Genomic DNA, 11,873 nt, shown 5'->3' with positions numbered 1-11,873 from the left:
GTAAAACAATTCTCATCCTGAACAGTCGTAACGGATTACACGGTACGATATATATACCCTAAATAATTCGAGTTGCAGGAAGGTGGCAAGTGAGTGAATCTTCAGGAGCTGACTAAAGTCAGTGACTGGCGTGAGCGAACGCAGCCAACGCACATGCAAGTTGAAGTATGACGGGTACATCTGGAACTTATTTTTATTACAACTCAGGCCGTATGAGCACTTTTAAACCACTAAAAACTCTCACATCGCGCCGCCAGGTGCTGAAAGCTGGGCTGGCTGCCCTGACGCTGTCAGGCATGTCGAACGCCATCGCCAAAGAAGAACCGCTGAAAACCAGCAACGGCCACAGTAAGCCGAAAGCCAAAAAAGCAGGGGCCAGACGTGTTGTCGTACTCGACCCCGGCCACGGAGGAATCGACACCGGCGCCATTGGCCGCAACGGTTCGAAAGAGAAACACGTGGTACTGGCTATCGCCAAAAACGTCCGTTCAATCTTGCGTGGTCAGGGGATTGATGCGCGTTTAACCCGCAGCGGCGACACGTTTATTCCGTTATACGATCGCGTTGAGATTGCCCACAAACACGGCGCTGACCTGTTCATGTCCATTCACGCCGATGGCTTTACCAACCCGTCTGCCGCTGGCGCGTCTGTTTTCGCACTTTCCAATCGCGGCGCCAGTAGCGCCATGGCGAAATACCTCTCCGATCGCGAGAACCGCGCCGATGAAGTCGCGGGCAAGAAAACCACCGACAAAGATCATCTGTTGCAGCAGGTGCTTTTCGACCTGGTACAGACGGACACCATTAAAAACAGCCTGACGCTGGGGTCGCATATTCTCCGGAAGATCAAACCCGTGCATCGTCTGCACACGCGCAGTACAGAGCAGGCCGCGTTCGTGGTGCTAAAATCACCGTCAATTCCGTCAGTGCTGGTTGAGACCTCTTTTATCACCAATCCGGAAGAGGAACGCCTGTTGGGCACAGCCGCATTCCGGCAAAAAATTGCCACCGCCATCGCCAACGGCGTGATCAGCTATTTTCACTGGTTCGATAACCAGAAAGCCCACTCGAAGAAACGTTAACCATGAAACCCGATGCACAACGCGTGAAACAGTTCCTGCTGAGTTTGCAGGATGATATTTGCCAGCAATTGTCAGCGGTCGATGGCGCCAGCTTCGTTGAAGACAACTGGCAGCGTGAAGCGGGCGGCGGCGGACGCAGTCGGGTGTTGCGCAGCGGTGGAATATTTGAACAGGCGGGCGTCAATTTTTCCCATGTTCACGGCGATGCGATGCCCGCGTCCGCTACCGCACACCGTCCTGAGTTGGCGGGGCGCAGCTTTGAAGCGATGGGCGTCTCGCTGGTAGTACATCCGCTCAACCCGTACATTCCAACCAGCCATGCCAACGTACGCTTTTTCATTGCAGAGAAACCCGGGGCGGACCCGGTCTGGTGGTTTGGCGGTGGGTTTGATCTCACGCCCTTCTACGGCTTTGAAGAGGATGCCCTTCACTGGCACCGTACGGCGCGCGATGTGTGCCAGCCGTTCGGCGATGACGTTTATCCACGCTATAAAAAATGGTGCGACGACTACTTCTTCCTCAAACACCGCAACGAACAGCGCGGTATTGGCGGGCTGTTCTTTGACGACCTGAACACGCCGGATTTCGACCGCTGTTTTGCCTTTATGCAGGCAGTCGGTAAAGGGTATAGCGATGCGTATTTGCCGATCGTCGAGCGCCGCAAAACGATGACCTGGGGCGAACGTGAGCGGAACTTCCAGCTCTATCGTCGCGGGCGCTACGTGGAATTCAATCTGGTGTGGGACAGAGGAACGTTGTTTGGTTTGCAGACCGGCGGGCGCACCGAATCCATTTTGATGTCGATGCCGCCGCTGGTTCGCTGGGAATATGACTGGCAACCAGAAGCCGACAGCCCGGAAGCCGCCTTAAGCGAGTTTATTCAGGTACGCGATTGGGTATAGTCCTGCGGTAAACATATTGGAGTATGTTGGGTATATACCAAACAGAGAGTGAGGGAACACATGGACAAAAAACTGAAAGCCCTACCGAAAGATTTTCGGGAATTAATACAGGAAGGGAACGTAGCTAAACTAAAAGCCGTTTTTGATAAATGCGAACTGGATGCCACGAACGGTGATAATAAAGATGTCGCGCTGAGTTTTTCCGCTATTCCAGATGAACTTGTTCGCTGGCTTGTTGAAAAAGGGGCGGATATTAATAAGTGGGATCGCTATCAACGTACCCCGCTTCATCAACACGCGATGCGGTTCAGCGGTGATTTGGCTATTTTTCTGGAACTGGGCGCAGATACAGAAGCCCGCGACCAGTATGGCGATACGCCCCTGCATCTAGCCGCCTGCAAATCGTTGAACATGGTTCAGCAATTGCTTAACCACGGCGCCAGTGTTCTCATCCAAAATGATCGGGGCGAAACACCGCTTGAGAAAGCGCTGGCGGCAGCAAATAATGCAGGCATTCGAAACTTAGCGCCCATTGCTGCCCTGCTGGTAAAAGCAGGTACGCCCATTACGGAAAAAATGCGAACATCCGTCACGCGAATGGGTGAAAACTTCGAGTTTCATCGAGAAAAATTCAACCGGGAATTACTCCCCGATACCGACGCTGCCCTGACGCAGTTATATGAAATTTTTGGCACCCAGCCCGTTGTGCAACGAATCATCCATGATGGTTTTTCGCCGATCGTACTTGCTCCCGGTACATGGAATGAGCAATATGCAACACTTTGGTCAATGTTGGTTCCTTCAAGCGGCGCAGCGAAAACCGTCCAAGGGGAAGCGATCAGAATAACGGGAAAAATCAGTGACGAGCTTCAGCGAAACGGTGGAGCCAACTGGGATACTAATTATCGCGACATGCTGGCTGCCCTGCCTCAATACTTTCAAACAGGTATGCCGCTTAACGAAGGCCAGTCGCAAGAGGCCCGACAGATAATCAAAGCCGACGTTACTATGGCAGATGAATCATTGACACGACTCGCTGAACTGGCTGTTATCTGGGTACTGAACAACCCTGAGCCCATCCCGTTAGGTGCGGTTGCTTACCTTCGATAACGCAGCGATTTTTACAAAGTTCAGAGCGCTTATATCGCATTCTGCCACTGCCAGGATAACACCCATTTCATGCGGCATTATTGTCTGGAATAAAATCCTATTGGGATAGGTTCTAACCTATAACGATGAACTATTAGCATGTCATTACACGCGTGGAGCAAAACCCAATGAGCGAGCGCCTTCCCTGTAAAAATCCTGATTGCTTAAACTGTATTCTTCCGGAAACCGCAGCGCGTACACAAGGATATTGCATGCCCTGCATTCATGCCCAAAAGAAACGCGAGCACGATGAATTTATCCGAAAAAATAAGAAAACCGTGAATGCATTTGCAGGAGTGGGCGATCCGGTTGAAATGCTGAAAATTATTCATCAGCCGCGGAAACACGATCCGTTAATCGACTGGCAGCCTTGCCCCATCCCAACCGATGTGCTTTACCAGCAGCTACAACCCGCAGAAGCCCGCCGCATGGCAGAGTATGCCATGTCACGCTTTGAGTCGGGTCAATATACGCAAGCTCAGGAAATCTGCCTTTATCTTGCCGCATTTACCCACGCGAACCTGGATGCGTGTTTAAGAGAATGGGTCCAGGATGAGGATTTTGAATGCGATTATCCTCTGCCTTTCCATCGCGCGCCCCCGGATGTGCGCGATACGCTATTACAGCGGGTCGAGGTGGATGCGGAAAATAGAAATGAGATCCTTCAATGCCTGGCATGGATGGGGGATGACGCCGTCGTCGAACGTTTTGCCCGGTGGCGTCAAAACCCGCCGCCGTGGCGCAATTCACTGTACGTTGCGCCAGAAGAATATGCGCATGTGGCAGGCTGGGAATTAACCGCTGAAGGCCAAAGGCGCAATCTCTATTTTTCTCAGTGTTTTCATCTGGTGAAGCAAACTGCCGCATCTTCTGCTGTTTTGCGCGTCGCGGGTGAACACAGCGATGCCTGTCCGCATTGCACATTGCCTTTGGCAAATCTATTTGAAGTTGACCTGAAAGCTGCTGGTCTCCTGACTGAACCCGTGACCGATATCATTCGTGTCGTGACCTGTGAGTGCTGCACCGCTTACAGCACCGTTTTCGGCTACGTTGATTCACTCGGCTGCGCTCATTTGTCCCCAAAAAATGTACCGCCGTCCTGGTTACCAGAAGATGTCCAGGAGTGGCGCCGACTGCCAATTAATGGCATGCAATTGGGGAATACAAGATCTCCCCTTTTTGCAGCAGACCCCTTTTTACCGACATCCTTTTCACAACTGGGTGGGCATCCAACCTGGATTCAGGATGCGCTTTATCCTCATTGCCCGGAATGTTCCCGGACGATGATGTTTCTCGCGCAGCTAGATTATGCCGATATTGAACAATACGGTGAAGGGATGCTTTACGCATTCATCTGCCCGGATTGCCGGACTACGGCGACGTCTTATCAGCAAAGCTAACTGCGTTAATGCCGGATAGCGCTTCACGTATCCGGCACACAGGTTACATACACTGGCGCATCCGCTGGTGCAGCGTCAGCGACGGTTTCTCGGCAAACAGGTGCTGATAATCGGTGGCAAACTGCCCCAAATGCCAGAACCCCCACTGCATCGCAGCGTCTTTCACCGTGACGTTTTGCGACCAGGGGCTTATCAACTCACGACGCACCGCATTCAGGCGGATCCTCTTCAACCACGCATTCGGCCCAATGCCTAAAATCGCGTGAAAGGCGTTTTGCAGCGTACGACGGCTCACATGCAGTTGATTGCATAAATCCAGTACGGTTAGCGGCTCTGACATATTCTCCAGCACATAGTCCCGCGCGCGCGAAAGCAACCGTCGATAGCTCTGATGACTGATGCTCTCCGCCGTTATGATCGGCTGCGCTTCTTCCAGCATCGTCCCCATCGCCAACAACAAATTATCCCGCAGCACTTTACGTACCGCGGGCTGATGCAGATTGCCAGGATTCTCGCTAAAGGTCGCCAGCGCCTGCTGCACGAACCCCCACAGCGCCGCTTTATGCTGTTCTTTTACCTCCAGCGCCGACTGGTTACGCAGCATATGCAGCACCCGTTCCGGGTTATGTAAAAAGTTTGCATGCCGTGTAATGGCCTCTTCGGAGATGACCACCCCAAGAATGGTGTAATCGTCCGGCGTGCTCAACTCAAATTCAGTTCCCCCTGGTCGGGTCGCAATCTCCGCGCTGCCAATGCACTGAGAACCAATAAAGCCCTGCTCGCCGCGTGTCGCCGGAATGCCAAACCAGAATGAGTTTGGCCAGACCAGACAAGACTGGCGTAACGCCAGACCGGTGTATTCACGGAATACCTGAATATCATCCAGCAGGATTTCCGTGAACTCGCCATGAAATTTGCCAGGATTTAGCTGATCATAGATCTGCTGCCAGGCGGTAATCGTCAGGGCGTGTTCATACACATCCGTTGTCCGTCGCTGGTGAACCGCGTCCACCTCGACCTTCGGCGTAAAGTTACCGTCTTCGGGCAACACTTCATGATAAAGATGATGCAAGTTTGCTGTACGGGTCTTTTTCATGATCTTTTAAGGCCGGGAACTTCACCGAAGCCCCCGGCGCCTCCGACAGGTTATTCGTTCTTCAGACGATAGCGACTACTGCGTTTACGCAACGTCCCATCAGAAAAGAGCTGCTCCAGCGCGTTTCTGGCTTTTTCAAGTGGCCAGCCAAAGTGCGCCGCCACCTCCCCTGCCGTCATTCCCTGACGTATTGTTGCCAACTGCGCCAGCAATTCCTCCAGAGATTCAGACGCCACCGGCTCATCTGGCGTCTTTTTCGGTTTCACAGAGGGTGTTGGCTGGCGCTTAAAACTGCCGATCAGCCACTGGGTGTCATCATCTGGCCGCCCGATTTCCTTGCGACTGATAACACGACCTGTTCGCTGTGCGGCAGCGCTTCCGGCATCCAGCGCCGCGCGACACGCCGCTAAATCCCCCTCAACCACCAGCGTAAGCCTGCCAGGATCGAGCACTTCGTGACTGAGCAGACGCACGTTGGCGGCTTTCAGCATGGCATCCGCAGCATCAACAGCGGCGACCATGCCCTCCACTTCCAGTAATCCCAGTGCATTGATCATGGAAACCTCCCTTACGCGCGCTGTACTGGATTACGGGCAATATCCAGAACGGCATCGGCAAACGCGTTACAGGCAGCTTTACAGGCGGCCTGGCTGCCGGTCAGAAACGCCGCTGAATAGTTGGTTTCTGACGGCGGCGGCACGTAGGTCACCAGTTGTACATCGGCAGATTTCAGCGCCGCATCAATCCCAAATGTCGCTTCCAGCGGCGGTGCCACCAGATAGGCCATCGGATCGCCGAGTCGACACCCGGCGGTCGCCGAAAGATACGAACCGGTACGTGAAACCACATGCGCGAGGAATGCCGTGTTTTCGGCATCGTTCGCCCACTGGAACGCCGCGCCGCTTTCGATGTTGGCGACCATCGCATCCAGCCCGGCGCGCACTTCCGCCGGATTCGGGCCGCCCAGCATGATCATCACTTCACCGGCCGTCGGTGACGGGCCATGTGCGGCGCCCGCATACAGCGAGCGACCGAACACCACTTCAACCATGGCCTGTTTAGTGGCTTCATCTGCGGCAATATATGCCACATCATCAGAGTCTGCAGTGATGAGTCCGAGGCTACGGATATGCGGCGGTAATTTAAGTTCCCGTGCAAACTCAGCGTTAACGGAGGCAATCACACGCATGGCGGTGACCGAGGGTCGAATTAAATCTAATGCTGGCATGATGTCTCCTTAACGGGTCATGTTGATGCCGGAGGCTTTCTGCTCCAGCATACGTTTTGCCAAATCTACAATCACAGCGGCCGCTTCAACCGGCGGTGTGCCACCCTGGTGAATGTTGGAAATACAGGTACGGTCAGCCTCAACGGTCGTCGCCACGCGCGGTGAATACACGGCGTAGCAGGAGAGACTTTCCGACTGCCCCAGCCCCGGACGCTCACCGACCAGCAGAATCACCACTTTCGCGCCAAGAATTTCGCCGATCTGATCTTCAATCTTCACACGGCCATAGCGCACAAAGAACGGTGTGCCGACCTTCAGACCCGCCTGGTTTAACCCGGCCAGCAGCGGCGGCAGGATCTCTTCATAGTTGGCGGTAATGGCGTCGGTAGACAGGCCATCGGAAACCACCACCTGCACGTCCGGATTCGCCAGGCACTGCGCCTTCAGCACTTCAATGGCCTCCGGGCTCAGGCGACGGCCCATGTCCGGGCGAGTCAGGTACAGGTTTTTGTCGCTGATTTCTGAACGCACTTCCAGCAGACCCTGCGCTTTCACCCACTCTTCCGGCACCTCTTTCAGGACGGTATCTTTCGAGCGTGAGTGGTCAGCCAGGAAACGCAGCAGCGCCTGGGTACGCGGACGCGGACCTGCACGACCGGTGCAGACGCGCGCAGCGGTACTGCGACGCAGCTCTGTCAGCACATCAGCGCGGTTGGGGTTCTCAACGCCAATCCAGGCTTTGGCTTCCGGCGAACCTAAATCCAGCGCACAGCTTTCCACTGCAGAGGAGGCTGCACATTGCGTCGTGCTGCATTTCGCTTCCGGTAACGGCGCGGATGCCTGTGGCTGCGGTTGTCCCATTGACGCCATTACGCTGCGTACAATTTCTTCAATCTGTTTTTGATCCATCGTGTGTCATCCCCGCGTCATCAGAAGAACAGTGACGGATCGCCCGCCCGTTTGGTCAGGCGACCGTTTGCCATAATGCCCATGGTTTCCAGCCAGCGTTCAAACTCCGGCGACGGGCGCAGATTCAGCAACTGGCGCACGGTCGCGGTATCGTGGAACGCGGTGGTCTGATAGTTGAGCATGATGTCGTCACCGAGCGGCATGCCCATGATGTAGTTGCAGCCCGCTGTAGCGAGCAGAATCATCAGGTTTTCGTTGAGGTTCTGGTCGGCATCGGCATGGTTGGTGTAGCAGCAGTCACAGCCCATCGAGATGCCGCTCAGCTTGCCCATAAAGTGATCTTCCAGACCGGCGCGGATAATCTGGCGGTCATTGTAGAGATACTCCGGCCCGATAAAGCCCACCACGGTGTTCACGAGGAACGGATCGTAATGGCGCGCCAGACCGTAGTTACGCGCTTCCATCGTCACCTGATCCGCGCCGAAGTTCGCGCCCGCTGACAGCGCAGAACCCTGCCCGGTTTCAAAGTACAGGCAGTTTTCCCCGGCAATACGGTTGAACTCAGCACCGACGGCTCGCGCTTCATCCAGCATCGCCAGCTCTACGCCAAACTCTTTCAGCCCTTTTTCGCTGCCGCAAATACTCTGGAAAATCAGTCCGCCCGGCGCACCGCGACGAATGGCTTCAATCTGGGTGGTGACGTGCGCCAGCACACAGCCCTGGGTTGGAATGTTGAACTTGTCGATCACCCCATAAACGGTGTCCAGCACGCGGCTTAAGTTATCCACGTCGTCCGTTACCGGGTTAACGCCGATCACCGCATCGCCCGCGCCGAAAGAGAGTCCTTCATAGATTTGTGCAGCAATACTCTGCACATCATCACGGGTATCGTTCGGCTGTAAACGACAGCTGAAGGTGCCCGGCAGACCAATGGTCGTGTTGGCCTTTTTGATCACCGGCATCTTCTTGCCGCCGTAGATCAGGTCAGCGTTCGAGCAGATTTTGGCGACCGCCGCCACCACTTCCGAAGTCAAACCTTTACGCGTAAAGGCAATGTCATCAACGGAGGTTTCATCGCTCAGCACGTATTCGCGCAGCTCGCTGATGCTCCAGTTTTTAATGCGGTTATAGGCCGTTTCGTTGACGTCATCCTGAATCAGACGCGTAACGCAATCCTCCTCATAGGAAATCACCGGGTTGTTGCGGACATCCGCTACCGTCATTTCCGACAACACCTGTTTCGCAGCAACACGCTCTTGCGAGCTTTCTGCGGCAACCCCTGCCAGCACATCCCCCGAACGCAGTTCGTTGGCTTTTGCCAGCACCTCTTTTACATCCTTAAACTGATAAACATTGCCGAACAATGTGGTCTTTAGTTTCATAAGTCGTTCCCTCAGGAAGGAAATGCGAGTGATTTCACCGTCACCGGCACAACCGATCCGCCAAAAAGAGGCGTACCAATGTCGATATAGTCCCCCGCCCGAACGATCACTTCGTCAATGACCGCCAGCGGGTGTTGCTGTAACTGTGGGCGTAACAGCATGCCCAGGGCTTTACCAAAGTCCTGCTCGGCCACCACCAGCAGGGGATGCGGATTCGGAAAACGCGCGACGAACGCTAACAGCGCGTCGATGACCGTGAGTAATGCGGCGTAACGCACCGGCAACGAGGCGGGAAGCGCCAGTACATACGCGTCAGTTTGTGGGCAGAGATCGAGCTGAATCAGCGCCTGATGCCAGGCGTTGACCAGACTGGATTCATCGACGGGAATGGCCACCGGCAGATTGCGCAGCGGAAGCGCAACACCCTCCAGCCATATCGTGCTGCCCGAGAGCGACAGCGTGTGGGCCCCGGCACCAATCACCGTGGCGCGCACGGTTTGCGCCGGGAACTGCACGTTCATCTCACGCAGGCGCGGATGTTCATGCAGCGCCAGTGCCAGTAGCGGTCCAATATCAGAAAAACAGAATGAATCGGCAGGTTGGTTGCGATAGCACTCCCCCACACCGCCGGAAAGCGTGATGACGTCAGGCTGCATGTCTGCGGGCAGCAACCCTGTTTGCATCAGCGCCTGCGCCAGCGGCGAGAGTGAACCGTCGATAACCTCGACGATAAGATCGGCCATCCGCCGCGCCACCTGACCCAGTTGTGTGACCGTCAGCGCGCGGGCATCGGTCCCCGCGCCGAAAACCGCATCAACAATCTGTTGCCCCGGCTGATGCGCCCAGGCAACTCGTCCCTGACCGTTGGTTTCCAGCAGTCTGCCGCCCACGTTCAGACAGGCCGTTGCGCTTACTTTCCCGGCGTCGAACAGCGCGTAGTTCGACGTACCGCCACCGATATCGATGTTCAACACGCGACACAGACGCTGTTCCGACAGGGTTTGCGCCCCTGCCCCGTGACCGGCAATCACCGATTCCAGATGAGGTCCGGCGCTGGCGACGACAAAGTCGCCGAGAGACTGGGAAAGGGTCATCACCGCCGGACGGGCGTTACGGGTTTTCGCGCTCTCGCCGGTGATGATGACAGCCCCGGAATCCACAGACTCTGGGGCAATGCCTGCGGCCTGGTACTGGGCCAGAATCAGCGCCTTCAGTTCGGCTTCTTGCAATCCGCCCTGTTTATCGACGGGAGTAAAGAAGACCGGGCTTTGCCAGCTAATTTCGCGTTTGATGAATTCGTAACGCGGCACCTGCGACACTGCCGCACGGTTAACCAGCTCAAGGCGCGAGAAGATCACCTGAGTGGTGGTGGTGCCGATATCGATACCGACGCTCAGTAGCTGGCGAGTCTTCACGATTGCGCCTCCGCTTCGGTTTTAACCGCTGCCGGGTCATCTTTTGGCACCAGCAGCATCGCTACGCCAATCGCCGTCACACCGCCAATCAGCTTGCCGACAATCATCGGGAAGATCATGGCGTTCATATTTGCGGCCGCGAAGCCTAAGTGGTCGCCAAGCGCGAACGCGGCGGAGACCGCAAACGCGCAGTTAATCACTTTGCCGCGGGTATCCATCTGCTTCATCATGCCGAACATTGGAATGTTGTTCGCCAGCGTCGCCACCATACCTGCCGCAGCAATGTTGTTGATTTTCAGCAGATTGCCAACGCTCATCAGCGGTTTTTCAAACCAGCGGGTCAGCAGCAGCACCATCGGATAAGCACCGAGCAGCACACAGGAGATGGAACCGATGACTTCAATGGCGCGCATCACTTCGCCAGGTTTGTCGCCAGGGGCCATAAAGATAGGATCAAGACCCGGGATCAGCTCCCAGCCCAGCAGGAACTTCACCACCGCCGCCGCCAGACCGATCGTTATCAGCGCCACGAGGAATTTGGCGAAGATCTGGAAACCGTTGATCATTTTTTCCGGGATAAATTTCAGCCCCAGCGCCACCAGCACCGCCACAATCAATACCGGGATCATGTTCATCAGGATCAGCGCGAAGGTGAACTCTACCGGCTGGCCGTTGACCTCAACGCCGGAGTACATGGCAATCAACCCTCCGGCGATACAGCCGACAGGGATGGTGACAATACCGGCCAGCACGCCGAGTGCCAGGTAACGACGGTCAGACGGTTCGATGATGCCGAGCGCCACCGGGATAGAGAAAACCAGCGTCGGCCCCATCATCGCGCCGAGAATTAAACCTGAGTATAGCCACGCCGCCACATCGCCGCCCGCCAGCTCTTTGGCGAGGAAGAAGCCGCCCATATCGCAGGCCAACAGCGTACCGGCGAACATCGATGGGTTAGCACCCAGCATCTCGTACAACGGAATAATCACAGGTCCCAGCACATGCGCCATCACCGGTGCCAGCGCGGTCATACCGACCATCGCCAGACCCAGCGCGCCCATTGCCATAAACCCTTCTTCAAACTGACCGCCGGAACCCTCGATACTCTTACCGAACTTACCGAGGAAGCGTTCAGAGCCGCCAAACTGCGACAGGATCCTGTCCACGGCGGCAATCAGCATAAAGAACATCATGATGTACATGATGATTTCGTTAATTCCCATAGCCTTGTCTCCATTTGCCAGGGTTTTCGTAGGCCTGATAAGCGCAGCGCCATCAGGCAATGATGCCGCGTTTTGCCGGATGGCGGC

11 protein-coding genes are annotated in these 11,873 nt (G+C 55.4%); 4 read left to right on the top strand and 7 right to left on the bottom strand.

Annotated elements, in window-relative coordinates; genetic code table 11:
- The first annotated feature begins 212 nt into the window (after window positions 1–212).
- The 4 genes from amiA (at window position 213) to P2W74_RS06735 (ending at window position 4,533) form a co-directional block, all read left to right on the top strand.
- Window positions 213–1,082, top strand: coding sequence for an N-acetylmuramoyl-L-alanine amidase AmiA (gene amiA, locus P2W74_RS06750; RefSeq protein ID WP_276294414.1), 870 nt, complete (start codon window positions 213–215; stop codon window positions 1,080–1,082).
- Between the two features lie 2 nt (window positions 1,083–1,084).
- Window positions 1,085–1,984: an oxygen-dependent coproporphyrinogen oxidase gene (gene hemF / locus P2W74_RS06745; protein WP_276294413.1), complete on the top strand. Its 900-nt coding sequence runs from the start codon at window positions 1,085–1,087 to the stop codon at window positions 1,982–1,984.
- Between the two features lie 60 nt (window positions 1,985–2,044).
- Entirely contained in the window at window positions 2,045–3,094 is a 1,050-nt protein-coding gene (locus tag P2W74_RS06740) for an ankyrin repeat domain-containing protein (RefSeq protein WP_276294412.1), read from the top strand.
- 167 nt (window positions 3,095–3,261) lie between these two features.
- On the top strand, window positions 3,262–4,533 hold the full coding sequence (locus tag P2W74_RS06735) for a DUF1963 domain-containing protein (protein WP_276294411.1): 1,272 nt from the start codon (window positions 3,262–3,264) through the stop codon (window positions 4,531–4,533).
- A 43-nt stretch (window positions 4,534–4,576) separates the two neighbouring features.
- Here the strand turns inward: P2W74_RS06735 and eutR are convergent, their stop codons facing one another.
- The 7 genes from eutR to eutH are packed head-to-tail and all read right to left on the bottom strand — an operon-like array spanning window position 4,577 to window position 11,786.
- Entirely contained in the window at window positions 4,577–5,629 is a 1,053-nt protein-coding gene (eutR, locus tag P2W74_RS06730) for an HTH-type transcriptional regulator EutR (RefSeq protein WP_276294410.1), read from the bottom strand.
- A 50-nt stretch (window positions 5,630–5,679) separates the two neighbouring features.
- Window positions 5,680–6,186: an ethanolamine utilization microcompartment protein EutK gene (gene eutK, locus P2W74_RS06725; RefSeq protein ID WP_192613000.1), complete on the bottom strand. Its 507-nt coding sequence runs from the start codon at window positions 6,184–6,186 to the stop codon at window positions 5,680–5,682.
- An 11-nt stretch (window positions 6,187–6,197) separates the two neighbouring features.
- Complete coding sequence (gene eutL / locus P2W74_RS06720; protein ID WP_203360482.1) at window positions 6,198–6,857, bottom strand: ethanolamine utilization microcompartment protein EutL; 660 nt, start codon at window positions 6,855–6,857, stop codon at window positions 6,198–6,200.
- Between the two features lie 9 nt (window positions 6,858–6,866).
- Entirely contained in the window at window positions 6,867–7,766 is a 900-nt protein-coding gene (gene eutC, locus P2W74_RS06715; protein ID WP_276294409.1) for an ethanolamine ammonia-lyase subunit EutC, read from the bottom strand.
- A 20-nt stretch (window positions 7,767–7,786) separates the two neighbouring features.
- Window positions 7,787–9,148 carry an ethanolamine ammonia-lyase subunit alpha gene (eutB, locus tag P2W74_RS06710; protein WP_192613003.1) on the bottom strand — a complete coding sequence of 454 codons (1,362 nt, stop codon included), beginning with the start codon at window positions 9,146–9,148 and terminating at the stop codon, window positions 7,787–7,789.
- Window positions 9,149–9,159: 11 nt separating this feature from the next.
- Window positions 9,160–10,563, bottom strand: a complete 1,404-nt coding sequence (eutA, locus tag P2W74_RS06705) for an ethanolamine ammonia-lyase reactivating factor EutA (protein ID WP_276294408.1) — start codon at window positions 10,561–10,563, stop codon at window positions 9,160–9,162.
- Window positions 10,560–11,786 (bottom strand): ethanolamine utilization protein EutH, encoded by a 1,227-nt coding sequence (gene eutH, locus P2W74_RS06700; RefSeq protein WP_276294407.1) that lies wholly within the window; start codon window positions 11,784–11,786, stop codon window positions 10,560–10,562. Before eutH ends, eutA begins: the two co-directional genes overlap by 4 nt.
- Window positions 11,787–11,873: the final 87 nt, after the last annotated feature.

The organism is Citrobacter enshiensis (assembly GCF_029338175.1).
Taxonomy (GTDB): domain Bacteria; phylum Pseudomonadota; class Gammaproteobacteria; order Enterobacterales; family Enterobacteriaceae; genus Citrobacter_D; species Citrobacter_D enshiensis.
The sequence above is the reverse complement of the archived record's forward strand: the minus strand, read 5'-3'. Positions and strand labels throughout refer to the sequence as shown.